At 40.2% G+C, this 26,862-nt stretch carries 31 protein-coding genes; 21 read left to right on the top strand and 10 right to left on the bottom strand.

Translation table 11 applies throughout. The features are described from left to right. Positions 1-3 precede the first annotated feature (3 nt). Both ACS5PU_RS09280 and ACS5PU_RS09275 read left to right on the top strand, forming a co-directional pair. Complete coding sequence (locus tag ACS5PU_RS09280) at positions 4-1,047, top strand: aminotransferase class I/II-fold pyridoxal phosphate-dependent enzyme (protein WP_439459007.1); 1,044 nt, start codon at positions 4-6, stop codon at positions 1,045-1,047. A gap of 37 nt (positions 1,048-1,084) precedes the next feature. After that, on the top strand, positions 1,085-1,585 hold the full coding sequence (locus tag ACS5PU_RS09275; RefSeq protein ID WP_439459006.1) for a phosphoglycerate mutase family protein: 501 nt from the start codon (positions 1,085-1,087) through the stop codon (positions 1,583-1,585). 102 nt (positions 1,586-1,687) lie between these two features. On the opposite strand, the gene ACS5PU_RS09270 is transcribed toward ACS5PU_RS09275, so the two are convergent. From ACS5PU_RS09270 to tsaE, 3 genes are all read right to left on the bottom strand, one after another. Continuing rightward, on the bottom strand, positions 1,688-2,371 hold the full coding sequence (locus tag ACS5PU_RS09270) for a M15 family metallopeptidase (RefSeq protein ID WP_439459005.1): 684 nt from the start codon (positions 2,369-2,371) through the stop codon (positions 1,688-1,690). Between the two features lie 136 nt (positions 2,372-2,507). Continuing rightward, positions 2,508-3,734, bottom strand: a complete 1,227-nt coding sequence (locus tag ACS5PU_RS09265; protein WP_439459004.1) for an alanine dehydrogenase — start codon at positions 3,732-3,734, stop codon at positions 2,508-2,510. Positions 3,735-3,809: 75 nt separating this feature from the next. Next, a complete protein-coding gene (tsaE, locus tag ACS5PU_RS09260; protein ID WP_439459003.1) occupies positions 3,810-4,226 on the bottom strand; it encodes a tRNA (adenosine(37)-N6)-threonylcarbamoyltransferase complex ATPase subunit type 1 TsaE in 417 nt (138 codons plus the stop codon). Between the two features lie 103 nt (positions 4,227-4,329). On the opposite strand from tsaE, the gene ACS5PU_RS09255 reads away from it, so the two are divergent. Continuing rightward, positions 4,330-5,382: a C39 family peptidase gene (locus ACS5PU_RS09255; RefSeq protein WP_439459002.1), complete on the top strand. Its 1,053-nt coding sequence runs from the start codon at positions 4,330-4,332 to the stop codon at positions 5,380-5,382. Between the two features lie 280 nt (positions 5,383-5,662). Here the strand turns inward: ACS5PU_RS09255 and ACS5PU_RS09250 are convergent, their stop codons facing one another. Next, a complete protein-coding gene (locus tag ACS5PU_RS09250) occupies positions 5,663-7,216 on the bottom strand; it encodes a PglZ domain-containing protein (RefSeq protein WP_439459001.1) in 1,554 nt (517 codons plus the stop codon). A gap of 111 nt (positions 7,217-7,327) precedes the next feature. On the opposite strand from ACS5PU_RS09250, the gene ACS5PU_RS09245 reads away from it, so the two are divergent. The 10 genes from ACS5PU_RS09245 to ACS5PU_RS09200 all read left to right on the top strand — a co-directional run bounded on the left by ACS5PU_RS09245 (position 7,328) and on the right by ACS5PU_RS09200 (position 15,666). Then, entirely contained in the window at positions 7,328-8,551 is a 1,224-nt protein-coding gene (locus ACS5PU_RS09245) for an HD domain-containing protein (RefSeq protein WP_439459000.1), read from the top strand. Positions 8,552-8,673: 122 nt separating this feature from the next. Continuing rightward, complete coding sequence (lpxD, locus tag ACS5PU_RS09240) at positions 8,674-9,750, top strand: UDP-3-O-(3-hydroxymyristoyl)glucosamine N-acyltransferase (RefSeq protein WP_439458999.1); 1,077 nt, start codon at positions 8,674-8,676, stop codon at positions 9,748-9,750. Then, entirely contained in the window at positions 9,740-11,152 is a 1,413-nt protein-coding gene (locus ACS5PU_RS09235; protein WP_439458998.1) for a bifunctional UDP-3-O-[3-hydroxymyristoyl] N-acetylglucosamine deacetylase/3-hydroxyacyl-ACP dehydratase, read from the top strand. Before lpxD ends, ACS5PU_RS09235 begins: the two co-directional genes overlap by 11 nt. Further along, the gene (lpxA, locus tag ACS5PU_RS09230; protein ID WP_010599175.1) at positions 11,152-11,937 is read left to right on the top strand and encodes an acyl-ACP--UDP-N-acetylglucosamine O-acyltransferase; all 786 of its coding nucleotides are present in this window, start codon (positions 11,152-11,154) and stop codon (positions 11,935-11,937) included. Before ACS5PU_RS09235 ends, lpxA begins: the two co-directional genes overlap by 1 nt. Before the next feature lie 70 nt (positions 11,938-12,007). Further along, positions 12,008-12,466: a GNAT family N-acetyltransferase gene (locus ACS5PU_RS09225; RefSeq protein WP_439458997.1), complete on the top strand. Its 459-nt coding sequence runs from the start codon at positions 12,008-12,010 to the stop codon at positions 12,464-12,466. Positions 12,467-12,492: 26 nt separating this feature from the next. Further along, the gene (locus tag ACS5PU_RS09220) at positions 12,493-13,107 is read left to right on the top strand and encodes an ABC transporter ATP-binding protein (RefSeq protein ID WP_439458996.1); all 615 of its coding nucleotides are present in this window, start codon (positions 12,493-12,495) and stop codon (positions 13,105-13,107) included. Positions 13,108-13,560: 453 nt separating this feature from the next. After that, a complete protein-coding gene (efp, locus tag ACS5PU_RS09215) occupies positions 13,561-14,121 on the top strand; it encodes an elongation factor P (protein ID WP_439458995.1) in 561 nt (186 codons plus the stop codon). A gap of 132 nt (positions 14,122-14,253) precedes the next feature. After that, on the top strand, positions 14,254-14,814 hold the full coding sequence (gene efp / locus ACS5PU_RS09210) for an elongation factor P (RefSeq protein WP_205057464.1): 561 nt from the start codon (positions 14,254-14,256) through the stop codon (positions 14,812-14,814). 122 nt (positions 14,815-14,936) lie between these two features. After that, positions 14,937-15,497: a 5-formyltetrahydrofolate cyclo-ligase gene (locus ACS5PU_RS09205; RefSeq protein WP_439458994.1), complete on the top strand. Its 561-nt coding sequence runs from the start codon at positions 14,937-14,939 to the stop codon at positions 15,495-15,497. A gap of 10 nt (positions 15,498-15,507) precedes the next feature. Then, positions 15,508-15,666 (top strand): hypothetical protein, encoded by a 159-nt coding sequence (locus ACS5PU_RS09200; protein WP_157255332.1) that lies wholly within the window; start codon positions 15,508-15,510, stop codon positions 15,664-15,666. A 498-nt stretch (positions 15,667-16,164) separates the two neighbouring features. On the opposite strand, the gene ACS5PU_RS09195 is transcribed toward ACS5PU_RS09200, so the two are convergent. The 4 genes from ACS5PU_RS09195 to ACS5PU_RS09180 form a co-directional block, all read right to left on the bottom strand. Continuing rightward, positions 16,165-17,145 (bottom strand): formimidoylglutamase, encoded by a 981-nt coding sequence (locus ACS5PU_RS09195; RefSeq protein WP_439458993.1) that lies wholly within the window; start codon positions 17,143-17,145, stop codon positions 16,165-16,167. Further along, the gene (gene hutI / locus ACS5PU_RS09190; RefSeq protein ID WP_439458992.1) at positions 17,138-18,376 is read right to left on the bottom strand and encodes an imidazolonepropionase; all 1,239 of its coding nucleotides are present in this window, start codon (positions 18,374-18,376) and stop codon (positions 17,138-17,140) included. The genes ACS5PU_RS09195 and hutI overlap by 8 nt, the downstream gene beginning before the upstream one ends. A gap of 78 nt (positions 18,377-18,454) precedes the next feature. Next, complete coding sequence (locus tag ACS5PU_RS09185) at positions 18,455-19,222, bottom strand: exodeoxyribonuclease III (RefSeq protein ID WP_439458991.1); 768 nt, start codon at positions 19,220-19,222, stop codon at positions 18,455-18,457. 328 nt (positions 19,223-19,550) lie between these two features. Next, entirely contained in the window at positions 19,551-20,249 is a 699-nt protein-coding gene (locus ACS5PU_RS09180) for a peptidylprolyl isomerase (RefSeq protein WP_439458990.1), read from the bottom strand. Between the two features lie 94 nt (positions 20,250-20,343). On the opposite strand from ACS5PU_RS09180, the gene ACS5PU_RS09175 reads away from it, so the two are divergent. The 8 genes from ACS5PU_RS09175 to ACS5PU_RS09140 all read left to right on the top strand — a co-directional run bounded on the left by ACS5PU_RS09175 (position 20,344) and on the right by ACS5PU_RS09140 (position 26,185). Beyond that, positions 20,344-20,745 carry an HYC_CC_PP family protein gene (locus ACS5PU_RS09175; protein ID WP_439458989.1) on the top strand — a complete coding sequence of 134 codons (402 nt, stop codon included), beginning with the start codon at positions 20,344-20,346 and terminating at the stop codon, positions 20,743-20,745. Positions 20,746-20,876: 131 nt separating this feature from the next. Continuing rightward, the gene (locus ACS5PU_RS09170) at positions 20,877-21,413 is read left to right on the top strand and encodes a heavy-metal-associated domain-containing protein (protein ID WP_439458988.1); all 537 of its coding nucleotides are present in this window, start codon (positions 20,877-20,879) and stop codon (positions 21,411-21,413) included. Between the two features lies 1 nt (position 21,414). Next, a complete protein-coding gene (locus tag ACS5PU_RS09165) occupies positions 21,415-22,227 on the top strand; it encodes a hypothetical protein (protein ID WP_439458987.1) in 813 nt (270 codons plus the stop codon). A 13-nt stretch (positions 22,228-22,240) separates the two neighbouring features. Continuing rightward, the gene (locus ACS5PU_RS09160; RefSeq protein ID WP_439458986.1) at positions 22,241-22,744 is read left to right on the top strand and encodes a DUF3347 domain-containing protein; all 504 of its coding nucleotides are present in this window, start codon (positions 22,241-22,243) and stop codon (positions 22,742-22,744) included. After that, on the top strand, positions 22,744-23,304 hold the full coding sequence (locus ACS5PU_RS09155; RefSeq protein ID WP_439458985.1) for a helix-turn-helix domain-containing protein: 561 nt from the start codon (positions 22,744-22,746) through the stop codon (positions 23,302-23,304). The genes ACS5PU_RS09160 and ACS5PU_RS09155 overlap by 1 nt, the downstream gene beginning before the upstream one ends. 140 nt (positions 23,305-23,444) lie before the next feature. Next, positions 23,445-24,017, top strand: a complete 573-nt coding sequence (locus tag ACS5PU_RS09150) for a YceI family protein (RefSeq protein WP_439458984.1) — start codon at positions 23,445-23,447, stop codon at positions 24,015-24,017. A gap of 92 nt (positions 24,018-24,109) precedes the next feature. After that, a complete protein-coding gene (ygiD, locus tag ACS5PU_RS09145) occupies positions 24,110-24,934 on the top strand; it encodes a 4,5-DOPA dioxygenase extradiol (protein ID WP_439458983.1) in 825 nt (274 codons plus the stop codon). A 531-nt stretch (positions 24,935-25,465) separates the two neighbouring features. Beyond that, entirely contained in the window at positions 25,466-26,185 is a 720-nt protein-coding gene (locus tag ACS5PU_RS09140) for a heavy-metal-associated domain-containing protein (protein WP_439458982.1), read from the top strand. Here ACS5PU_RS09140 and ACS5PU_RS09135 read toward each other — a convergent pair whose 3' ends face one another. Together ACS5PU_RS09135 and ACS5PU_RS09130 are read right to left on the bottom strand one after the other, a co-directional pair. Next, the gene (locus tag ACS5PU_RS09135) at positions 26,186-26,599 is read right to left on the bottom strand and encodes a type II toxin-antitoxin system VapC family toxin (RefSeq protein ID WP_439458981.1); all 414 of its coding nucleotides are present in this window, start codon (positions 26,597-26,599) and stop codon (positions 26,186-26,188) included. Further along, the gene (locus ACS5PU_RS09130) at positions 26,596-26,835 is read right to left on the bottom strand and encodes a DUF6364 family protein (RefSeq protein WP_439458980.1); all 240 of its coding nucleotides are present in this window, start codon (positions 26,833-26,835) and stop codon (positions 26,596-26,598) included. The genes ACS5PU_RS09135 and ACS5PU_RS09130 overlap by 4 nt, the downstream gene beginning before the upstream one ends. Positions 26,836-26,862: the final 27 nt, after the last annotated feature.

The raw sequence follows: 26,862 nt of genomic DNA, 5'->3' as shown, positions 1-26,862 counted from the left end.
TGTATGAGCGAAACCTTTAACTCCATAAACCATCCATTTTCCAACGAAATTACCATCGGTGGCCAAAGCTATTTATATTTTGGCGGAACAGCTTATCTGGGTATTCCCCAAAATCAGGATTTTATTGATTTATATGTGAATGGCATTAAAAAATTTGGGTTAAACAACGGAACAAGCCGTACCAATAACATTCAGCTCGGTATTTATGATGAAGCCGAGCAGGTAGCCGCAGCGCGTTATCAGGCCGAAGCGGCATTAATTACTTCGAGCGGATATTTGGTGGCCCAGCTTACAGTTAATGCTCTTTCCGGCTTGGGAAAGGTATGCTACGCACCGGCCACGCATCCATCACTCTGGTTGGAAGCGCAACCAGCCAGTTCAAAATCGTTCAGCGATTGGAAAATTGAAACCACCCAGCTGATCAACACTTCTGCCGAAAAAAACTGGGTACTGATCAGCAACTCCATGAACAACCTAGTTCCCGAAATTTATGATTTCGGCTTTTTGAAGGAAATTGATCTGGATAAAAACCTGGTGGTGATTATAGATGATTCGCATGGAATTGGCGTAAACAATTCCGGCCTGAGTGCCTATTCCAATCTGCCGAAAAGGGAAAACATCACATATGTAGTTGTGGCCTCAATGGCTAAGGCCTTAGGGGTAGATGCCGGTATCGTATTGGGTACAAAAAGTATAATCAGCAAACTTAAAGGCAGCAATATGTTTGTGGGTGCTTCGCCACCTGCCGCCGCTGGACTTTTCGCTTTTATCCATGCTGAAAAAATTTATCCTTCGGCCTGGACAAAGCTTCAGGAAAATATTGATTTTTTAAGCAAAACCCTAGGTTCCACGTGGAAATCGACGCCTGGTTTCCCCGCTTTTTTAACTGATAAGCTTAAAATCGACGAACATTTTTTAAAGCACAACATCCTTATTTCCTCTTTCCCCTATCCCTCTCAAAACAGCGATCCGATAAACCGGATTGTGCTTAGCAGCTGGCATCAAAAAGAAGACCTGGCGAAACTGGTTGCGGTGCTTAACTTTTAAGCTTTCGTTATCCGATTAATTTTTCAATATTTATAGCATGAAAAAACTGTTTGTATTCCTCTCGTTTACGCTGCTCTTTGTCCATGTATTATCTGCACAAACTACCAACGTTTGGGTTGTTAGACATGCCGAAAAAGATAAATCAAATCCGCAGGATACAAACCCCAATCTATCTGATGAAGGCAGGATAAGGGCTGGCGATCTGGCTACTTATTTAAAAAAAGTAAAGTTCGATGCCGCCTTTGCTACACCGACCAAACGCACCCATCAAACTTTAGACTCGCTGGTCATCCAAAAGGTAATCGATTATAAGGACATTAAATCGTTGGTTGATAGCATTAAAACGAACTATGTGGGCAAAACAGTTATTGTAGCAGGACACTCCAACACGGTACTCGAAATTATCGAAGCACTTGGTGGTAAACGCCCCAAAGAGGAATTAACCGATGATGATTACGATTATATTTTCGAACTATCGGTTAAAGAGGATAAAGCGAGGGTTAAAATGGATCAATTTGGCCGTCCACACCATTTGTAGCCTTATTGGTGTTAGGTTTGGTGTAAGATGGTAAAATCTTCCACTACTAATAAGAATCGGCACCCAGACCAATGAACTAATGACAAATGAACCAATAACCGTCTAAAGTTTCTCAAAGGGGATATCCATCAAATCGTAGCGCTGCCAGTTCACAAAATCGTAATGCCACCATTCGTTTTCCAAAACATGGAGGCCATGTTTGGCCATAGTTGCAATTAAAAAATCGCGGTTTTTCTTTAACGCCGGCGAAACGTTTTCGTACTTTGCTGCCGCAGCGGCCGAAAAACTATCGTAAGGGGTTGGCATTGGTATTTCCTTGCCTGTTTTCAAATTAATCAAAGTTAAATCTACAGCGCAGCCCCTGTTGTGTTTGGAACCTTTTGCCGGATTGGCAACAAAATTTTTATCGCTCGCTTTCTTGTAAAATTCAACAGTAATGGCATAAGGCCGGTAGCCATCAAAAATTTTTAATCCGTAGCCCTTTTTATTGAGCTCGCTTTGGATTTTCTTTAACGATTCAACCACTGGCTTGCGCGCAAAGGCCCTCGCCTGCTTGTACATCACCTGTTGCATAAAGTTGTTCTTCGTAGCATAGCGGATATCCAGCGTAATATTGGGAATTGCTTTCTTTATCTCCACTAGCTCATTGCGTGGATCTGTTTTGATAGCCGCCAGATATTGGTTATATGAACTTACAACTACCAGTTTTTTTTCGGCTACAGGTTTAAGCTGTGCACCGGCCAGTAATGAAGAAAAAACAAATGCGACGAGGAGGTTTAATTTCATATGGATTTACAGCAGCTTGATAAAAGGTAAGTAAAAAAGACTGTCAGTCTGAGCCTGTCGAAGACATTTCCATTTATTAACTATCAAAAAATATCCTTCGACAAGCTCAGGATGACATTTCCCTAATTATGCATAATTATTGATTAGAAACTACCAACAGCTCCAAATCTTTAAAAGGAAGGTTAAACATATCAGCCAGATCTTTATTGGTGCAGTTTCCCTGGTAAATATAAAGGGCCTCGCGGATGCCTGGATTATTCCAAACCATATTCATAAGTCCGCCATACTCGCCAATATCCAATAAAATTGGGGCAAAAATGTTGGTTAATGCATACGATGCCGTTCTAGGAACCCTCGAAGCAATATTTGGTACACAATAATGGATAACATCATACTTCCTAAAAACAGGATTGGCATGGTTGGTCACTTCAGATGTTTCAAAGCAGCCGCCCTGGTCTATACTTACATCAATTACCACCGAGTGGGGTTTCATGCGGGCCACGGTTTCTTCCATTACAATACAGGGGCTACGGCCATGGCTGGCGCGTATGGCGCCAATTACCACATCGCAGGTTACAATAGCTTTGTTCAGCACAATAGGCTGCATTACCGAAGTAAATACCCTGCTGCCCAAATTGTTCTGTAAGCGGCGTAAACGGTAAATAGAACTATCAAAAACCTTTACTTCGGCACCTAAGGCCAGGGCCGTTCTCGCCGCATATTCGCCAACTGTGCCAGCACCTAAAATTACAATTTCGGTAGGCGGAACACCCGTAAAACCGCCAAGCATTAAACCTTTACCCCCAGTTACGTTACTCAAATATTCTGCAGCAATTAAAATAGAGGTAGAACCCACAATTTCGCTCATTGCCCTTACCACACTGAGTACATTCCCTTCATCGCGCAGGTTTTCAAAGCATAGCGCATTTATTTTTTTATGCATCAGTGCTTTAAGGTAATCCTGTTTTAAGGTACCCGTTTGCAACGAAGAAATAAGGGTCTGCCCCTTATGCATCAGCTCAATTTCTTCTAAGGTTGGTGGTGCAATTTTCATCAGGATATCAGCATCAAAAACCTCTTTTTTATCGTAGGCAATCTTTGCACCCTGCTCGGCGTACTCTGTATCAGAAAAATTCGCCGCGGTACCGGCACCGCTTTCTAAAACCACCCTATGCCCATTGTTTACCAATAAGGCAACAGATAATGGGGTTAAGGCAATTCTATTTTCCTGGAATGAAATTTCTTTGGGTATCCCTATATAAAGACTGTTCTTTTTGTTCTTGGTTTCTAGCTTGGCTTCTTGTGTTTGCAGTAAACCTTGACGAGCTATATCGGCCATTCCTTCGCGTAATCCTGTAGCCATGTTAAATTTTAATATTTTGGTAGTTTTAGGTTGTTCAAGGTAAGCAAAATCTGTTAATTAATTGATAACTAATTGTTATACCTTACCGAAGCTAAACAATCTCCGGTTTTCGTCTACTACGCTTATTCCGACTTTTATGTAGCTTTCGGGCAACAATGCCTCTACCCTTTCAGGCCATTCGATAAGGCAAATGCCACCGCCGTAAAAATATTCTTCATAACCCAGGTCGTAAGCCTCGTGAATGTCTTTTATACGGTAAAAATCAAAATGGTAAACCGCCCCATTGGCACCAACGTACTCGTTTACGATAGAATAGGTAGGACTGGAAACAACATCTTTAACGCCTAAATAAGAACAGAAATTTTTAATGAATGTTGTTTTACCCGCACCCATTTCGCCTTCAAAAATGAAAACTTTCTCATTGCCGGCAAAATCTAAAAGCTGCCGGGCTACATTGGGTAAATCTGAAAGATTATTTACTTCGATATCCATATTGAAACTATAATGGCAAAAATAATATTTAAAAGTTTTGTTTTTGCAAGGCCTTTGTTTTTAACCTGCTTTTGTTCAAATAAATAATTATACCGATTATTACATGATGAAAAAAATTCACCTCTCCTGCACTATACTTATTTTACTGTTTTTCTTCTCTTGTAAGAAAGAAGCAGCCATACCTAGTGGCGAAAACAAATTATTATCTTTCTCTATCACGGGTCAGTTATCAGCTCCTGTGATTGATGAAGCTACGCACAAAATTACGGTAACGGTTATGCCTATTGCCAATGTAAGTGCATTAAGCTGCAGTTTCTCTGTTTCAGCTGGGGCGCTGGTAACTTTTAATAACGTTAGGCCTGCTGCAAATACAGCTACTATAGATTTTTCCAATCCCGTTACGCTGAATATTTTGGCTGCAGATGGAAATACGAGCGTTTGGACCATTACGGTAAATACTGTTTGGGAAGATTACGGCCTGGGCCGATCGGTAACGGCTTCAAAAAGCATAGAGAAAACATTTAAATGGTATTTCGATCAGGCCGGAACTGGGCAATTTTCCTCTATTAACTGTGGGCCAACCGTGGCTACAATGGCTGTTAAATGGAGCGATTCTACTTTCACCAAAACCCCTCAGGATGCCCGTAACACCTACCGCTCAACCGGAGGCTGGTGGTATACCGATGATATTGTAAACTACCTGGGTAAATATGGGATAAGCTCTTCGTACACGGCATTGCCCGATAATTATCAAACGATTAAGAAATATATCGACAAAAACTACATTGTAATTTTATGCCTGGACAACTATTACCTGCGCTACAATGCAAGCGCTACCCAGCATGTAGATAAATATTATAAAGTTAATGCTGCAGCATCGGGCCACTTTATTATTGTAAAAGGCTATAGGCAGGTAGATAATCAATTTTATTTTGAGGTGTACGATCCTTGGTCTTACGGCGCCACCTATCCCACTGGCAGTCAGTTAAAAGGAGAAGACCGTTATTACAGAAGTGATGACCTGGAAACAGCTACCAATGTATGGTGGGATTATGCCATTATTGTTGCTCCAAAAGGAAAAACGGTAGAAAAGTTAAGTCAGCTAAGCCCTAAGGCACAATTGCTATCTGTAGCGCCCGCACAGCATGGCGGATAGCTTAAAAATGAGGACGTATCGTCTATTGAAGTTCCATCAAGATTTATCGCGTTTAGCTTCCCGACTTATCGGGAAGCTATCATTGAAAGGCCCATTAGGAGAATCGTCATTTCGACTGTAGCCGCCAATTTTTCATTGGCAGCGAAACGGAGAAATCTATAGAGACAGATTTCTCGACTACGTTGCACCCGATAGCTATCGGGTCCGCTCGAAATGACGATCTGTAAGTGGATGACAATTCTTCTTACGATACAGCCTCGTTTTTTATATGTTTAACAAATTATCTTGGCGAATAAGTTACCACAGGGATAATCATTTCCTCTAGCGAAATGCCCCCATGCTGAAAGGTTTCGTTATAATAGTTTACAAACTGGTTGTAATTGTTCGGATAAACAAAATAGCTATCTTCCCTTGCAAAAATATAGCTACTGCTAATATTGATTTTTGGAAGCAGTGCATCATGCGGGTTTTTAATCAAGAACACATCTTTGGCGTTGAAATTAAGGTTACGCCCCTGTTTATACCTCAAATTGGTATTGGTGCTTCTATCTCCAATTACCTTAACCGGCTTTTTAACGCGGATGGTTCCATGATCTGTTGTAATAACCACTTTTACCTTTTTCTGAGATATTTTCTTCAACAGGTCCCAAAGCGGTGAGTGTTCAAACCACGATAGCGTTAACGAGCGGTAGGCAGCATCATCATTCGCCAGTTCGCGTATCATCTGCATATCGGTGCGGGCGTGGCTCAGCATATCAACAAAGTTGAAAACAATCGCATTAAAATCATTCTGCAACAGGTTGTTCGTCTGTTCAACTAGATCCTTTCCCTGCTCAAAGGTTAAAATTTTATTATAACTGAATTTACAGTCTTTACGTAGGGTGCGCTTAATGTTATCGGCCAGAAAGGCTTCTTCATGCATGTTTTTACCCCCCTCATCATCGTCATTTTGCCACAGCTGAGGGAAACGTTTTTCCATATCCAAAGGCATCAGTCCAGAGAAAATGGCATTACGGGCATACTGCGTTGCCGTTGGCAGAATACTGGTGTACATATCCTCTTCATCTACGCGGAAATATTCAGAAATCAACGGGTTAATAATCTTCCACTGGTCGTAACGTAAATTATCGATCAGAATAAAAAATACCGGCGTGGTTTCATTAATATGCGGAAAAGCCTTCTTTTTTAACAGCTCGTTAGATAATAACGGTGCTTTATCTTTTTCTTTGATCCAGCCTAAGTAGTGCTCTTCAATAAATTTAGAGAACTGTGTATTGGCTTCCTGTTTTTGCATGGTTAAAATTTCATGCATCTGTGGGTCGTCCAGTTTTTCCAGTTCAAGCTCCCAAAAAACAATTTTTTTATAAACATCAACCCATTCTTCGTAGTTCAGCCTGTCGCCCAATGTCATACCCAAACGGCGAAAATCCTGTTGGTAGGCCATCGAGGTTTTTTCGCTTACCAGGCGTTTATTGTCTATCAGTTTTTTAATGGTTAACAGTACCTGCTTAGGGTTTACAGGTTTAATCAGGTAATCGTCTATCTTACTCCCAATGGCGTCTTCCATCAGGTTCTCCTCTTCACTTTTGGTAATGAGCACCACGGGCACATCCGGGTTGAGGTTTTTAATGGCCGAAAGTGTTTCAATGCCGCTCATTCCAGGCATGTTCTCGTCTAAAAAAACGAGGTCGAAATGTGCCTTTCCAAAGGCCTCCAAAGCATCGTTTCCATTGGTAAATGTGGTTACATCATAACCCTTATCATTCAACAATAATATATGTGGTTTTAATAAGTCGATTTCATCATCGGCCCATAATATCTTAGTTTCTTGCATGTTTTTGTAAAAATAGGTGAGTATTGCCCTTTAATTTTTGCGGGTAAATCAAACTATGAATAAAAATAGCAATTTTTGTACCGTATCTGTCTATTTAACTATTTTTAACGATTGAATAAGAAGAAAATAATAAATGATCCCGTTTACGGTTTCATCAGCATTCCATCGGCGCTGGTTTACGATGTAATTTCGCATCCGTATTTTCAGCGCTTGCGTTATATCAAACAACTGGGAATGACCCATTTGGTGTATCCAGGGGCTTTGCATACGCGTTTCCACCACGCATTGGGTGCCATGCATTTAATGAGTTTGGCCATTAATCTTTTAAGAAGTAAAGGGCATACCATCACCGATGGCGAAGAAGAAGCCGCCATTTTGGCTATTTTACTGCACGATATCGGCCACGGACCATTTTCGCACGCGCTAGAGCATTCTTTGGTTACCGGCATCAGGCACGAAGATATTTCGGTAAAGCTGATGAACGACCTGAACATCCACTTCGAAGGGCGTTTAACCCATGCCATTGAAATCTTTAACGGCACTTATCCAAAAAAGTTTCTTCATCAACTAATTTCAGGTCAGTTAGACCTGGATAGAATGGATTATTTAAACCGCGATAGTTTTTTTACCGGTGTAAGTGAGGGTGTAATCAGTTTCGACCGGATTATCAAAATGTTCAACGTTTTCGACGAAGATCTGGTAATTGAAGAAAAAGGGATTTACTCGATTGAAAAGTTTTTAATTGCACGCAGGCTGATGTATTGGCAGGTTTATCTGCATAAAACTGTTATTGCGGGCGAAATGATCTTGGTAAAATTATTGGAACGGGCAAAAGAGCTATCGGCAAACGGAACCGATTTATTTGCCTCACCATCGTTAAAGTATTTTCTGCAGAACAATATAAACGAGGCAAATTTCTTTGCCAACCACGAAAACCTGGAGCACTTTACCAATCTGGACGACCAGGATATTTATGCCGCAGTTAAAGTTTGGGCAGGCCATCCGGATAAAATCTTATCTACGCTTTGCAAAATGCTAACCGCCCGGAACCTGTACAAGGTAGAAATGGGCAATGAAATGGCCAATGGCGATAGGTTGGCTTTCTTGAAAGAAGCTGTTGTTAATTTACTCGAAATAAGCCCCGAAGAAGCGAGGTATTTCGTTTTTACTGATTCGATTCAGAACCGTGCTTACAACGCAGGTGTTGGCAACATTAAAATTTTGATGAAAAACAATGACATTGTAGACATTGCAAAGGCTTCCGATTTATCCAACCTGGAGTCGCTGCAGAAAACAGTAGAAAAATATATCCTCTGTTACCCCAGGGGTATTTAAGCTTATTTAACAAAATATTTAACTTTTACTGCCGTTTTAAGTCTTATTATTGTGTAAAATATACACAGCTCAACCCTTACAGGTTTTTTTGTTCATATCAATTTAACATTTACCTTTGTACGATGCAATTTACTGCCAAGCAGATAAGTCAGTTTCTGAACGGTTCCATAGATGGTAACCCTGATGTAGCCGTTACCGAACTTTCTAAGATAGAAGACGGAAAGGAAGGCTCTTTGTCTTTTCTTTCCAACCCTAAGTACGAAAACTATTTGTACTCTACTCAAGCATCGGTTGTTATCGTATCAAAAGATTTTACGCCCAACCAAGCCTATACCAGTACATTAATCCGTGTCGAAAATCCATACAGTGCCTTTACAGTACTTTTGGATAAGTATAATGAAGCCGTAAATGCACAGGCCGTTCAATCGGGTATCGATAAAATGGCTTATGTACACCCAACAGCAAAAATTGGCAAAAATGTTTTTATTGATGCCTTTGCCTACGTGGCTGAAAATGTAGAAATAGCCGATGGCTGCAAAATAAACAGCCAGACTTTTATTGGTGCAAACTCTAAAATTGGCGAAAACACTACTTTTTTCCCGGGGGTAAAAGTTTACCACAACTCTGTAATCGGTAGCCGGGTAACCATCCATTCCAACACGGTTATCGGAAGCGATGGCTTTGGTTTTGCCCCACAAAAAGACGGCACTTACAATAAAATTCCGCAGATTGGGAATGTGATTATTGAAGATGATGTAGAAATCGGCGCCAATACCACAGTAGACCGTGCAACAATGGGATCAACTATTGTAAAAAAAGGTGCAAAAATTGATAACCTGATCCAGATTGCGCACAATGTTGAAATTGGCGAGAACACCGTTTTAGCTGCACAATCAGGTATTTCGGGCAGCACCAAAATTGGTCCCAACAGTGTTGTTGGCGGTCAGGTAGGTATAGCCGGCCATTTAACCCTGGCCAAAGGCACCCAAATTGGCGCACAGGCTGGCATTAACTTTAATATTACCGAAGAAAATAAACAATGGCATGGCAGCCCTGCGCAGCCGCTACGAAACTGGATGCGGGCATCCGTAATTTTTAAGCATCTGCCAGATGTAGAAAAAAGAATAAACGCACTCGAAGAGGAATTGAAAAAGCTTACAGCTGAACTGGAAAAGAATACATTACACAATGAACGTTAGACAAAAAACGATTAAACATGAAATATCAGCATCTGGTGTTGGTTTACACACAGGCGCTAATGTTACTTTAACATTTTGCCCTGCCCCCGAAAATCATGGCTTTAAATTTCAGCGCATTGATTTAGACGGCCATCCAATTATCGAAGCTGATGCTGATAATGTAACTGATACTTCCCGCGGTACCACAATTACCCAAAATGGTGCTAGCGTAAGCACTGTTGAGCACGTAATGGCCTCATTGGTGGGCATGGACCTGGACAATGTACTGATCAAATTAGATGGACCTGAAACTCCGATTATGGATGGCAGCTCAATCCAGTTTGTTGATTTACTGGAAGAAGTTGGCACTGTAGAGCAAAATGCAGACCGCGAGTACTTTACCATTCCCCATAACATTACCTATACAGAAGAAGATAGAAAGGTAGAAATTGTGGCCATGCCATTAGACGACTATCGCTTTACCTGTATGATCGATTACAACTCTCCTGTTCTGGGCAGTCAGCATGCTGGCATAAACACCATTGCAGAGTTTAAGAAAGAAATTGCATCCTGCCGTACCTTCTGTTTCCTCCACGAGCTGGAATATCAATTATCGCATAATTTAATTAAGGGGGGCGATTTAAACAACGCCATCGTAATTGTTGATAAAGAAGTTACCAAAGACGAGTTGAGCCACTTGGCCAAACTTTTTAACCGTAAGGATATTGATGTTGCCCCACAGGGAATTTTAAACAATATGGAGCTGCGCTACCAAAACGAACCTGCCCGTCATAAATTATTAGATATGATTGGCGATTTAGCTTTGGTTGGTATGCACTTAAAGGGCCATATTATGGCAGCCCGTCCGGGCCATGCAGCTAACGTTGCTTTTGCCAAAAAGATTAAAGCAGCCATTAAGAAAGAAAAAAACAAAAAAATACAGAAGGTGTACGATCCAGGCGCAAAACCATTATACGACGTTGTTCAGATTATGGACATTTTGCCCCACCGTCAGCCATTTTTATTTGTAGATAAAATATTAGAACTTTCGAAAAACCACGTAGTGGGCGTTAAAAACGTAACCATGAACGAAGAGTTTTTTAAGGGTCACTTTCCCGGCGCTCCGGTTTTTCCGGGTGTAATCCAAATTGAGGCTATGGCCCAGGTTGGCGGAATTTTGGTTTTAAGCACCGTTCCAGATCCAAGAAACTATTTAACCTATTTCTTAAAAATAGATAACGTACGCTTTAGGGCGCAGGTTCTACCTGGCGATACCATTGTTTTCCGTTGCGACTTACTAGAACCGATCAGAAGGGGAATTGCCCAAATGAAAGGTGTAGGTATGGTTGGCGAAAAAATCGTTGTCGAAGCCGAAATGATGGCCCAAATCTCAAAAGTTAAACAAGCAGAACCCGCTCAATAATGATACAACCTTTAGCATATATACATCCTCAGGCAAAAATTGCCGAAAACGTGGTAATTGAACCTTTTGTGGTAATACATAAAGACGTTGTAATTGGAGAGGGTACCTGGATCGGATCGAACGTTACCATAATGGACGGCGCGCGAATTGGTAAAAACTGCCGCATATTTCCTGGAGCCGTTATTTCTGGCGAGCCACAGGATTTAAAATTTGCCGGCGAAGTGACCACAGCAGAAATTGGCGATAACACCACTATCCGCGAGTGTGTAACCATTAACCGTGGAACCAAAGATAAATGGAAAACGGTTATTGGCAGCAACTGCCTTATCCAGGCTTATTCGCACATTGCGCACGACTGTGAAGTTGGCAACAACTGTATTTTCTCTAACAGCACCACTTTAGCAGGCCACATTACCATTGGCAACAATGTGGTTCTGGCAGGTTTGGTGGCCATTCACCAGTTTGTTAAAGTAGGCTCTTACGCTTTCGTTACCGGTGGTTCATTGGTACGTAAAGATGTTCCCCCTTATGTTAAAGCCGCCCGCGAACCGCTTTCGTATGCCGGCATTAACTCTGTTGGTTTAAGAAGAAGAGGTTTTACCAATGAGCAGATTGACGAGATCCAGGAGATTTACCGGGTGCTTTTCGTTAAACACAATAACGTAACCAAAGCTTTGGATATGATCGAAGCCGAGTTCAAACCTACCGAAATCCGTGATGAGATTGTAGATTTTATCCGCAACTCTAACCGTGGGGTGATGAAGGGTTTCGGCATGGGAAGCTAGGCCTAAAAGTATAAAGGTTTAAGGCCAAAGGTAAATTCCCCCAGCCTTAAACCATTTCAAATTAGTATGCATGAGTACTTTAACGCTAATCAGGACAAATTCAGATCATACCGATTTCAGAAAGTTGGTTAAACTGTTGGATCATGATTTAGCCGTTAGAGATGGCGAAGACCACGCTTTTTATGCGCAATTTAATAAAGTTGATGCCATTAAAGAAGTAGTTGTGGCCTATCAGGATGAAATTCCTGTGGCTTGTGGAGCCATAAAGCCCTTCTCAGAAAAAGAAGCTGAAGTTAAGCGGATGTTCGTGCATCCCGATTATAGGAAGCAGGGTATTGCCGCTAAGGTTTTGAACGAACTCGAAAACTGGGCTGCTGAGCTTGGTTTTTTTGCCTGCGTATTGGAAACCGGTAAAAAGCAGCCAGAAGCCATTTCGCTTTATCAAAAGGTAGGCTACCGCATTACCCCCAACTACGGCCAGTACATAGGCGTTGATAACAGCGTTTGCATGCTAAAATCGTTAAAATAGCTTTACCTCAATACCTGAACTTAAAAATGAAAATAAGCTTAAGCAACGTTGGCAGAAGATTTAACAAGGAATGGATTTTCAGAAATCTAAGCACCGAGTTTTCCTCAGGCAACAGTTATGCTATACTGGGGCCAAATGGTTCAGGTAAATCAACATTACTGAGTGTTTTAACAGGGGGCCTCTCTCCCTCCGAAGGAGAAATTTCCTTCTCGGCTGATAAAGAAATACCCGTTGAAAGCATTTACAAATATATCAGCTTGGCTGCACCATACCTCGAACTGGTAGAAACATTTACCTTAAAAGAAATCATTGATTTCCATTTCAAGTTCAAAAACTTCTCCCCGGGCCTCGATGCCAAAAAACTTATTGCCGTATTGGGCTTAGAAAAAGCAGCCAATAAACAAATTAAGTACTTTTCGTCGGGAATGAAGCAAAGAACCAAACTAGCTTTGGCCTGTTGTACCGATACACCAATTTTATTTTTAGATGAGCCAACCAGTAATTTAGACGTTCAGGGAATAAATTGGTACCTCGAACTGATTGAAAATTTTGGAAAAGACCGTCTGACCATAATTGGCTCCAATCAAATACAAGAATACGAATTCTGTACAAACCAATTACAAATAGCTGATTACAAGTAACTTTCAGCTCAAAAATGGACAGCACAACCCGTCTGTTTTGTCATACATTTGTATTATAAATAAATTTTTAAAAAAATATTTTGTAATTCATAAATTGTTCTTACCTTTGCACCACCAAAAAGAGAAACAAATATTTAAATTTATCTCTTTCAGGAAATGATCAGATTGTCCGCACAGCGCGGATTTTAATATACGCCGAAAGGCAAAAGAGTTTTTCATAGTTTAGTTTGAGGTTTAGGTTGATTATGCCTTTGGAGTGGTTCCCAAAGGCATTTCTTTTATATCCTGTTTTTTTACGAAAACCCTCACAGATTTTAAATCGCTAAACAGCTGATCAAACCTGCCAGATCTTGGTTATGCGCCCAGCCCAATGAGTTAATGACTATTGAACCAATGAACCATTTTTTTTAACTTTGGCATTCAAAAATTAACAAAACAATATTTCAATATAAAATGGCAAAGGCATCAGAAGTAAAAAGCGGAAATGTTCTTCGTTTTAACGGAGAGTTGGTTAGTGTAGATGAATATATCCACCGTACCCCCGGAAATTTAAGGGCTTTCTATCAGGCCCGCATGAGGAACGTAAAGACTGGAAAAATTGTGGAGTACCGTTTCCGTACCGATGAAGAGGTAACCATTTGCCGTGTAGAAACCAACGATTACCAGTACCTGTACGAAGATGGCGACTACTTGGTGGTGATGGATAACAACACTTTTGATCAGCACAATATCCCAAAACTGCTTTTTGGCAGCTCCATTAAATTTTTAAAAGAGGGCATGAACGTAACCATTGCCTTTGAAAGTGACGAGCCTATTGTTGCCCAGTTACCAAACAGTGTTGAGTTGGAGATTACCTATACCGAGCCAGCTGTTAAAGGAGATACTTCTACCAGTGCCCAAAAGTATGCAACCGTTGAAACGGGAGCCGAAATAAGGGTTCCGCTGTTTATCAACCAAGGCGATAAGGTAAAGGTTGATACCAAAACCGGCGAATACATGGAAAGGGTAAAATAACATAAACAGAGGCCTAACCAGTGCTAAACCCTAGGCCTTATGCCTTAAACCTTTATAGGTTTTTATTAAAATAATTTTACCTTTGCCGTCACTAAAAAACCGAAAAATAAAATCCACATAGGATAACACAATATGGCAAAAGCATCAGAAATTAAAACAGGTAACATTCTCCGTGTAAACAATGAGCTGGTTACTGTTGACGAATGGAATCACCGCACCCCGGGTAAAGGCGGTGCTTTTTACACCGGAAAATTCCGTAACATTAAAACTGGAAGAATTGTTGAAGCGCGTATGAATACAGATGAAGCTGTAGAAATCTGCCGCGTAGAAACCAACGATTACCAATATTTATACGAAGATGGTAACTATTTGGTAGTAATGGACAACAATACTTACGAGCAGTTTAATGTTGAGAAAACGTTATTTGGTTCGGCAATCAAATTTTTGAAAGAAGGCATGAACATTATCGTTTCTATGGAAAGCGATGAAGCAATTATGGCACAATTACCAAACTTTGCTGAATTTGAAATTACGTATTCGGAGCCTGCAGTTAAAGGCGATACTTCTACAAATGCCTTAAAAGCAGCTACGCTTGAAAACGGTGTGGAAGTTAAAGTTCCGATGTTCGTAAACCAGGGCGATAAAATTAAAATCGATACCCGTACCGGTGACTACGTGGAACGTGTAAAATAATTTACCCAATAGTATTTGAAAGCCTCTGAAGTTAAACCTTTAGAGGCTTTTTTATTTCCGTTCTTTAGACCTGCAAGGCTTTAAAAACCTTACAGATCTGTAAAATATTTACCTTTGTGACTATGCTAAAAGCCGAAATCAGAAAACAAGCGTTAAAGGACAGATTACGACTAGATGACGCCACTTATCAAGAGCTCAACAAAGCGCTCTTAAATCAATTCAAAACACTCGATTTTAGCCAAATTAAAACCCTGCATATCTTTCTTCCCATTATAGAAAAAAGGGAACCAGATACTTTTTTGTTTATAGCGTGGCTAAGCGAAACCCATCCTGAAATTAAGATTATTGTACCTAAAGCTGATTTTGAAACCGCGTTAATGACCCACCATGAATATATTGGCAAAGAAGACCTGAAAAAAAACCTTTACAACATTCTTGAACCGCAAAAAGGAGGGCTTCACCATACCGAAATAGACCTCGTAATTATACCGTTGTTAGCTTTTGATAAACAAGGGTTCCGTGTTGGATATGGCAAAGGCTTTTACGACCGTTTTTTACAAAATACAAATGCTCAAAAAATAGGCTTATCTTTGTACCCTGCTGTTGAAAAAATCGACGATGTAAATGAATACGACATCAGGTTGGATTTTTGTATTACCCCAACAGAAATTATAAAATTTTAAGCTTACCAGCATGCCACAGGAAATTGTTATTAAAACCGAAAAACAATACGAAGACAATATGATTGCCGTTTTTGAGCTGCAGGAAAAGGAAGAATTAACCGCCGAAGACCTGAAGCAGATAGAATTGATGCTAAAGGCTGGCGAAAAATACGAAGCAGAGCATTTGTAGTTCACTAGTCTCTTGTTCATTGGTTCATTAGGCTGGACACCCAACAAAATGTCGTCCTCTCGACGGCGATGCGCGCCAACCTATGATAGAGTTCAATAAAAACATCTTCATCACGACCAAAACGCAGTGAAGTGGAGATAGATTTCTCGACTACCTTACACTTCTCTACCATTGATGTCATTTAGTATTCCATTAATAATAAGCGACTTACTGGGCACCCGCATTTCCATCCAGCTAGGCCAAAGCACTATATCCCCGTTCTACTTAAACCCGGCCTAACAAATTTTTAGGGCTCCACTGACCCGGCCATCCTACTAACTTTCAAAGAAAAATTTTCAGCCGGCATTTTTTGTTTCTTTTTGATGCCAAAAAGAAAGAGCCATTCGGCGGCGGCGAGCCGAGGCAAGACTGCGCAGCAGGGCAAAAAAAATCAATTATATATGTCACTCATATTGACTTTTATGAATAAATTATTCCTCGAAATGAAGGTACGGGAGGCTAAACTTTATCAGCATGTGCTTTCACGAAATCGCTCACCAAATAAGCAATCAATTTAGCCGTTAACCTATTTACCCTCCCATCTAGCATCCGCGTAGCGCCTTCGCTGATATGCAAGTAAGAAAATTTCTTTGCGCTGGTTAAAATCAGTTTTCTGATATCGTTCACCGTAAAGCCCGATGGGGTTTCGGCACTCGATAGTACATTTTGAATGCAATCTAAATCAATCTCTAAACCTGCGGTCGATTTTATTCCGTCTACAAGATCTTCAAAATCGGCCCCAGTTAAAATATCATCAAAAAAAATAGCCTTAAGCTTTGGGTTTTGTTCAATCTGGCTTAAAATGGCTTCATTATTATAGTTTTGATGCAAACCGTACATGTTATAAGCATCCAGGTAATTTTCTTTCAAAGCATAAGAAAAGCCATTGCCACTGTGCCGGCCTTCCAGTTCCCTTAAATCAGCGTGTGCATCTACATTTAATACTTCAATAGGTTTTTGATATGCCAGAGAAGTGCCCTTAATCATTGGATAAGCATTATTATGCCCACCACCTATCACAACCGGGATTTTGCCCGCAGCTACAATTTTTTCAATAACCGGATAAACAAGATCATCAATCTCTGCCACCTTTGCGCGTAAACCTTTTAGGGTTGATTCTTCCGGTTCATTGATTTCAAAATGCCCCAGCACCAAAATTTCTTCGCCTGTCAAAAAGCGGTTGCTCTGCGTGTTCAGAAAGGTCACTAAACTTGTGCGCCAAGCCGAAGCCGCACCCGCAATGCCCGCGTTTGCCCGCACACCAATATCTTCAGGGATACCTAAAAACACAAACTTAGAACGGCTTGCAGCTAATCCCTTTACCGAAACCGGCTCGGTTGATTCGTATACATTAACCCTTTCACCAAGTTTGGTTTCTCCATCACGGGGAATGATCAAACGGTTAATATCGTGCTGCGAATATATTTTAAGGCTATCCATTATAAATTTCTCCGTTTAAAATTACCGTATCCACCAGCGTTTCGCCAAAACTGTAGGGCAGATAAGCAATGGAAGGCATCGGTTTCGTAATAAACAGGTTGGCCTTTTTGCCCATCGCAATACTTCCATAGCTTTCACTTATCTCCATTGCTGCAGCTCCGTTTAAAGTGGCTGCATTTATGGCCTGCTCAGGAAACATCTTCAGCTTAATGCAGCCCAGTGAAACCACAAAATTCATATTTCCCGATGGTGTAGATCCCGGATTATAATCTGTTGCCAAAGCCACAGGCAAATCGGCCTTAATGAAACTTTTGGCATCAGCAAACGGAATACCAAGATAAAACGAACAGGAAGGCAATAACGTTACAATGGTATCGGCAGTTTTTAATGTTTCAATGGTTGCTGCATTGTTTTCTTCTAAATGATCGACCGAAACTGCATTGTTTTTTACCGCTACTTCTACCGCCCCCGAAACAGAAAGCTGATTGGCATGTACTTTAGGTTTAAGTCCGTAAGCGGCTCCTGCTTTTAATATCTGATCGGTTTGTTCTACAGAGAAAAAGCCCTTTTCGCAAAAAACATCTATGTAATCGGCCAGTTTTTCTGCGGCAATCAGCGGCAGCATTTCGTTGATAATTAAATCGATATAGCCTTGATGATTATTCTTAAATGCCGTAGGAAAAGCATGTGCCGCTAAAAAAGTAGCTTTAACCGGAATGGAGAACTCACTTTTTAACCTACGGATTACCCTCAACATTTTAATTTCGCTCTCCACCGTTAGGCCATACCCGCTTTTAATTTCAACCGCTCCCGTTCCCGAATAAATCATTTGCTTTAACCGGGCTGCTGCGCTTTCATACAGTTCATCTTCCGAAGCTTTTTGAAGCTTTTCTGCCGAATTTAAAATTCCCCCACCTGCGGCGGCAATCTCTTCGTAGCTTTTGCCCTGAATTTTCATGGCAAACTCTTCCTCCCTCGATGCCGCAAAAACAATGTGGGTATGGCTATCGCACCAAGAAGGGAAAACATAGCGGCCTTCGGCGCTGTAAGATGGAAGATGTGCAATGGATGATGGAAAACTATCCATGTCACCAAAATCTTTGATCAAACCATCTTCTATCAAAAGCCAGGCATTTTCGAACACAGGTAGATTACCAAGTTCGCTTCCGCTGAGCACTAATTTATTTTTGGGATGCAGGCCAACAAGGCCCTTTATATTTTTGATTAACATTTGGCTAGGTAATGGTTATTTATTTAAACGGGATAAATTGGTTAACTGTACCTTCTTTTTAACCAGTTTACCCAAAAACTAATCTATTTCCAAAAGTACCGGGCAGTGATCGGAATGGATGGCATCAGGCAAAATCCTCACGTTTTTCAAACGGCTTTCCATTGGTTTGGTAGCCAAGTGGTAATCAATGCGCCAACCCAGGTTTTTGCCCCTCGAGCCGGCCCTGTAGCTCCACCAGGTATAATGATGCGGATCCTTGTTAAAATGCCTGAAAGTATCAATAAAGCCATTATCCAAAAATAACTGCATCCATTCGCGCTCTTCGGGCAAAAAACCTGAAGAATTTGCATTCGATTTTGGGTTATGGATATCTATTGCAGTATGGCAGATGTTATAATCGCCACTCACAATTAAATTAGGAATTTCTTTACGGAGCGCTCCGATGTAAACATCAAAAAACCGCATAAATTCGTATTTCTTAATCTGCCTTTCATCTCCGCTCGAGCCAGAGGGCATGTAAAGGCTCATTAAAGAGAAATGATCATAATCAGCCCTCAAAATCCGCCCTTCTTTATCTATCCACTCTTCCCCGCAGCCAAATTCGACATGATTGGGCTTAATCTTCGATAAGATTGCAACGCCGCTATACCCCTTTTTTTCTGCCGGAAACCAATAATGGTGGTAACCCAACTGCTCAACCAAAGCTATAATTTCTGGAATCTGCGAAGGCATGGCTTTTACTTCCTGCAAACAGACCATATCGGCATCTGTAGCCTGCAACCAACCAAAAAAATTTTTAGTGCTGGCCGCCCTGATCCCGTTTACATTATAGGAAATTATTTTCATCAGTTAATGTGTTTTGAACAGCGATGAAGCGGTCATGATTTTATACCCGGTTAATGGATATACCATGAGGGTTTCATTCAGTAAGTTTCAATTGTTGTGGGCGGTAAATTTAGAAATTAATTCAATTAATCCTTAGTAATCGGGAATTGCTTTCGTTAAAAAGAGGGTAATTGATCCCTCATAACGAAGTGATGAAAAGACTTTCGGAAAGCTTATTTTAAAAATTTACGATGAGTATCCGTCACCTTGAATTTATTTCAGGGTCTGTGTTGCAAAGATGTTGAAATAAATCCGATAGCTATCGGATCAGCATGACGATCTCTGATTATTAACCTGCCAGCAACTGTTTCTCCAGTTTTTTTGCTTCTCTTCTTTTCAGTACAGAAACTTCCATTTTCACATCCTGTTTCGGGCGGTTATTTTTATCCGTTGTCAGAACAGCAATTTTATCAACCATATCCAGTCCTACCACAATCTCACCATAAACAGTGTAGTTTCTATCCAAATGCGGTGTTCCGCCAATCGTTTTATATACCTCGCGCTGCCATTCAGGGATTTTAAACTTTAACCGCTTCTCTTCTACACTATTTAATTGCTGATCGGTAAAAACTTTTCCCTGAACCAGATAAAACTGGCTTCCACTTGAGGCTTTTGCTGGATTTACATCATCGCCTTCTCTTGCTGCCGCCAAAACACCCTTTTTATGAAACAAACTATCTCTAAATTCGGCGGCAATGGTATATTTTGGTCCTCCCTCTCCCAATAACGAATCGGGCTTTGCATTTTTTGAGTCCGGATCGCCTCCCTGGATCATAAAATCTTTAATTACCCGATGAAAAAGCACGCCATTATAGTAACCGGCTTTGGTCAGTTTCAAAAAATTATCGCGGTGTAGCGGAGTTTCATTATAGAGTTTAACAATGCACTCGCCAAACTCCGTTTTAATGCGGACATATTGGTTTTTAGGCTTTGCAGCAAAGGCAGAAAGCATCGAAAAAGTGCAGAGGAATAATAATAATTTCTTCATTATAGTACTGTTTAAGGCTAAAGTAAGCTAAAAAATGAAATTCAATAAATAAAAACTGGCATAATTCGATTTTTTTTGCTTTACCTTTGTATACATGAAGTTAAAACAAAAAATAGCACTTTCTTTGGCTGTATTCTATGCAGTTAGTGTTATGGGTTTGGCTTTAAGTCTCCATTTCTGTGGCGGAAAACTAGAAAACGTTAAACTTTTTAGCAACGAGGTTTCCTGCAAATTCTGCAAAGATATTCCTTCAGAAAAAAAAGACGATGGTTGCTGCAAAAACACGCAGGTAACGGTTAAGGTTAAAGATAGTCACCAAACAGAGGCGCAGATACAGCTGCCTAAGTTATTTTCTATCCAGCTTTTTCTTCATCCGCCGGTTTTGGCCTTTTTAACCAACATTACACCTTCGTTTTTTAGTAAAATCCCAAACAGGGCACCGCCACTCTACTCGCGGGTTGCCTTACATGTTTTCAATTGCATTTTTAGGAATTAGGATTTTTTAACTTTTCCGTCAGTCTGTCCCGGAGATCTGGGATCAGGATCTATCTATCCCTAAGCCCAGGTATTAATGGGAAAACTGGGATAGAACGACACTAGTTTAATCTTATTCTAATTCAAAAAATCATGAAAACAATAAAAATATTCAGCATCATTATGCTATTCTTCGCCGCGAATGTTTCGGCACAACAAATATCTTCTGCAGATTTACAGGTAACAGGCCTAACCTGCTCTATGTGTTCGAATGCGACGCAAAAATCTTTAGAAACACTAAACTTCATTAGCAGCGTAAAACCCGATCTAAACAAAAACATCTTTGTGTTAACCTTTAAAAAAGATGCGAACATCAATCTGGACCTAGTACGTAAAAAAGTTCAGGATGCAGGCTTTTCTGTGGGCGGCTTAACGGCAAACTTCAGTTTTAACGATGTAAAAGTGGATGATAAAGGTCAGGCAGTTGTTGATGGCCGCGTTTACCGCTTTGTCAATGCAAAAAGCAAAACATTAAACGGAACGGTAAAAGCCAGTGTTGTAGATAAAGATTTCATTTCCGGATCGGCCTTCAAAAAACAGGCGGCAACAGCCAACTCTGATGCTTATGCAAGCGGAACAGGAATGGTTAACGGCAAAAAAACACGCATTTATCATTTAATCCTTTCTTAAAATGAAGCGTATATTCGTATTGGCGCTGATGCTATTTGGCGTTTATACCAACGGTTTTGGCCAGGAGCTCTATGTATTTACCGAGCCGGCAAGCAATATGCCAACCAAATCAATCGGGGTAAGAATTACCAACGAAGGGATGTTTAACAATCCGGGCTTTGTAAGCAGAACTATACCAGAGGTTATGATCGGATTTAATAAAAACCTGATGGCGCATGCACAGGCTTTCCTTTCGGATATGGACGGAAAGTACCGTTTAGAAGGGGGTAGCATTTATGCCAAATACAGGTTTTTATCCATTGATGAGGCGCACAGCCATTTTAGGGCATCTGCTTTTGGAAGGCTAAGTACAAGTAAACGGCCAACTTACACAAGAGATATTAACCTGGAAGGCGATAACAGCGGGCTGCAGGGCGGACTGATTTTTACGCAGCTTTTGCACAAACTTGCACTATCAGCAACTTTGGGCTATGCACATGCGTTCGAAAACAGCGACAGGCAGATTGCCGGAATGCCCCAGCCTAATAATATGTTGTCGTACAGCCTATCATCCGGTTATTTGGTATTGCCTGTGGTTTACAAAAATTACAAGGAGCCCAACTTTAATGTATATTTAGAGCTACTGGGCAAAACAGACCCAAGCAGCGGCCAATCTTATCTGGATGTGGCCCCGGCCATACAAATGATTTTAAACAGTAAAACCCGTATCGATTTGGGCTATCGTTTTCAGGCTACCGGAAACATGGACAACCGTTACACCAAAAACATGTACCTGCTCCGTGCAGAATTTAATTTCTTTAACGTTTTAAAATAAAAAATATAAACACATGAAAAAAATATTAGGAATAGTTGCCATCATCACAATCGCAACAACAGCTTTCACTTATGCACAAAGTAAAACAGATGCAACCTTAAACCAAGCTTTAACCGCTTATTACGATGTAAAAAATGCGCTGGCTACAGACAAGAAAGATTTAGCTATCGAAAAGGCGAAAGTTTTATCAGCAAAGATCAATGCCGTTAACCACAAAGATTTACCTGCCGATCAGCACAAAATTTTTATGGAGCAGGCTTCAATAATCAAAAGCAAGGCCGCGCAACTTGCCGGTTCAAACGATATTAAAACACAGAGAAAAGCTTTTGAAGGTATTTCTTATGCCATGATCAAAACTTTAAAAGGCTTAAAATTTAACAGCCAAACGGTTTATGTGCAACATTGCCCAATGGCCAAAGCCAGCTGGTTAAATGAAAAAGAAAATATCGAAAATCCATATTACGGCAGCATGATGTTTGATTGTGGGGATGTTTCTGAAACCATAAAATCGAACTAATGAAACTGCATATCAAAAACATGGTATGCAACCGTTGCAAAATGGTGGTTAAGGCTGAGCTGGAAAAGCTTGGCCTTAAACCATTATTGGTTGAACTGGGCGAAGTTACGCTTGCCGAAAAAATTTCTCCGGAGGATAAGGAAAAGATATCGGATAACCTGGGCCATTTTGGCTTTGAATTACTCGAGGATAAGAAAACGCAGGTTGCAGAGCAGATCAAAACTTCGATTATCAACTTGGTTCACTATGCAAAGGAGCCCTTAAAAATTAATCTTTCTGCTTACCTGAGCGAACAGCTTAACCTCGAATATCCACAGCTCAGTTCGTTTTTTTCGGAGGTGGAAAATCAAACTATCGAGAAATATTTTATTGCCCAGAAAATAGAAAAAGCCAAAGAGATGTTAACCTATGGCGAACTCACCCTGAGCGAAATTGCCTATCAACTTAACTACAGCAGCGTAGCCCATCTTTCGGCCCAATTTAAAAAAGTTACCGGCTTAACGCCATCAGCGTATAAAAGCACTTCGGCTGATAGCAGGAAAACGTTGGATGAGGTTTAAGGCCGTGTAAAATGGAAGAAGTAAATCAGTTGGCGGTTTTCAGTTCACAATATAGCCGTTTAATCTCCTAAACATTTCTTATCATACATCAACACCATACACCTGAATGTCAGCGTACTTTTGTTTAAAAAGGACAAGACATGAAAAAATTATTTTTATTTCTGATCGCTACCTCAATTAGTGTGGCATCATTTGCACAAACCAGCTGGAAAATTGATCCAATGCACTCGTTTGTTAATTTTTCGGTTAAACACATGGGCATCTCTTTTGTGGATGGCTCATTCAAAAAATTCGAAGGAACGGTTACCGCGGCCAAACCCGACTTAACTGATGCTAAAATTGCCTTTACAGTTGATGTAAACAGCATTACTACAGGTGTTGATATGAGAGATGGTCATTTAAAAACCGACGATTTCTTTAACGCAGAGAAATTTCCAACCATGAAATTCGAAAGCACTTCTTTCAAAAAATTAAGTGGCAACAATTACGAGTTAAATGGTAAATTAACCATCCGTGATGTAACCAAAGACGTAAAGTTTGCTGTTGTTTATGGTGGTACAGCTAAAGATCAGCAAGGCAATACCAAAGCTGGTTTCGGCGCAACTACAAGCATTAACCGTTTAGATTATAACATTAAATATGATCCAACCGGAGCTGGTGTGGCAAAAGATGTTGCTATTAAATTAAACTTAGAATTTGTTCAAGCAAAATAACAGATAAGCAAGTTAAAATAAACCTATCACGCTGAGCCTATCAAAATACCCAGCGATGCTTCGACAGGCTCAGCATGACAAGCAAAAATACCATGTCAGGATTATCTCAATTTAAAAACTTTACTCAACGTTTGCCACAAACGGATTTAATGCCTGCGTTATTTATTGGCCATGGTTCACCTATGAACGGTATTGAGCACAATGAGTTTAGCCAGAGTTGGGCGGATCTGGCGAGGCACATTCCTGCTCCCAAAGCTGTACTGGTTGTTTCGGCACACTGGTATACGCATGGCACATTTATAACGGCAATGGATTTCCCTTCCACGATACATGATTTTGGAGGCTTCCCACAGGCGCTTTTTGATGTTCAGTACCCAGCACCTGGTGATGCCAAACTTGCGGCAGAAATACTGGGCTTAATCCATTCCACAAATGTTGGTTTAGATCATGATTGGGGTTTGGACCATGGCACCTGGACAGTTGTAAGGCACATGTATCCAAACGCTGATATTCCGGTTTTACAGCTCAGTATCGATTATACCCAATCACCAGAACGGCATTATGAAATTGCCAGAGAAATTTACGCGCTCCGCAAAAAAGGTATACTGGTTATTGGGAGTGGCAATATGGTGCACAACCTGCGGATGTTAAGCTGGGAAATGATTAATGGCGGCGGCTACGATTGGGCCAATGAAATGAATGATAAATTCAAAAGTTTAATTGCCAACGGCGACCATAAACCTTTGATTAATTATAGAAATTTAGGTACTGATGCCATGTTGGCCATTCCTACACCCGAGCATTATTTACCATTGATTTATACTTTAGGCATGAAAAACGATAAGGAGGAAATTTCGTTCTTTAACGATAAGGCAGTTGGTGGTTCATTAACGATGACGTCTGTATTGGTGGGTTAGATCAGAGCAAATCTTAACTTTCTTAATCCTTTAATGGTCAAAAAACAGGCTCAAAAAAAACATTAAGAAATTAAGGTCATTAAGAAACAATGACCCTAACAGATAGAAAAAAAAAATTAACATTCTTAACTCTTTTAATCCCTTAATGGTCAAAAAATAGCTCCAAAAAAACATTAAGAAATTAAGGTCATTAAGAAACAATGCCTAACAGATAAAAAAAATTTAACAATCTTAACTCTCTTAACCCCTTAATGGTCAAAAAATAAGCCAACAAATAACCATTAAGAAATTAGGGTCATTAAGACACAATGCGCCTAACAGATAGAAAAAAAATTAGCCCTCAAATACCTTAACTTTCTTAACCCCTTAATGGTCAAAAAATAAGCCAACAAAGAACCATTAAGCAATTAAGGACATTAAGAAATAACATCTGCCTAACGCTTCGGCTACCTAAAATTCTGTAAAACTTTATGATTATTCTATAACGTTTGTGGGTTTATCAAGCGGTAAATTTGTATAAACATTTTAATCATGACTCATAACTATCAACTTACCGGCATGACCTGTGGCGGTTGCGAAAATAAAGTAAAAAATAACCTGCTCATCTTGCCCGATGTAACCTCTGTTGAGGTTTCGAAAGATACCAATTCTGCCACCATTAGCATGGACAAACACATCAGCTTAGCAACTTTGCAGCAAGCTTTGGGCGGCACCGACAGCAAATACCAAATTTCTGCTGCCCAGCATAGCGAAACACTTGAAGAAGCAAAATCCTGGGCCGAAACTTATAAACCTATCTTGTTAATTTTTGGTTACGTTACCGCCCTATCAATTGTAGTTTCGTGGCAAGGCACTGGCCTAAATTTTATGGTGTTTATGCGCATTTTTATGGCCGGTTTTTTCCTCACCTTCTCTTTCTTCAAAATGCTCAACCTAAAAGCCTTTGCCGAAAGTTATGCTATGTACGATATTGTAGCCAAAAAATTTAGTGCATGGGGTTATATCTATGCTTTTATCGAGCTGGGCCTAGGTTTGTCTTTTGCTCTAAACTTATCTCCCAACATTATTAACTGGATTACGCTGGTTGTAATGACCGTTAGTATACTAGGTGTTTTAGAAAGCGTTCTGAATAAGAAAAAAATTCAATGTGCCTGTTTGGGCGCAGTTTTTAACTTACCCATGAGCACTGTAACCATTGTAGAAGATGCAATTATGATTGCCATGAGCGCAACCATGTTAGTATTGATGTAATTATACTTTTGTTAACAGCTCATCAGGTGGAAAAACTGGAATCTCCGAATCCTTGAAATCTTTAATATTTCTGGTTACAATATAGTCCAGTTTTTCAATATTATAAGCGCAAAGCATTTGCAAGGCATCTTCAAAATCTTTATGTTTTGATTTTAGTCCTTTTTTAATCATATCCTGATCTATTGCAATGATCTGAAGATAGCTCAAAACATTATAAATCACATCTCTTAATTGCTTCTCTTCAAGATATTTCTTCAGCAAATAATGTGTTGTTGCGATTGAGTGTGATGAGGTAAAAAGTTGAATTTCGTTTCGTTCTGATTTTTCGAAAATTTCTATGGCAAATTTGCTGAATGGTTTTCTATCAGCAATTAAATCAACAATGATATTGGTATCGACAAATACCCTTTTCATAAATGCTTATTTTCAAAATAATTACGAAGTTCTGTTTCTTCATCAAAATTATCAGGCAATTTAACTGCTCCAACTATGCTTTTTAATTTTGATGATTTAATGGGCTGCTCATCAAGCGTAATGGTGTCTAAATACGTCTCGACCAACTCAGATAAACTCCTCCCTGTATGCTTTGCAAATGCCTTTGCTCTCTCTATGGTTGATTTTTCTACAGTCAATGTTAGTTTTGTTGTCATAACACGTGTGATATACCCAAATATACG

Origin of the sequence: Pedobacter sp. GSP4 (assembly GCF_051857575.1) — a bacterium.
Classification (GTDB): Bacteria; Bacteroidota; Bacteroidia; order Sphingobacteriales; family Sphingobacteriaceae; genus Pedobacter.
The sequence above is the reverse complement of the archived record's forward strand: the minus strand, read 5'-3'. Positions and strand labels throughout refer to the sequence as shown.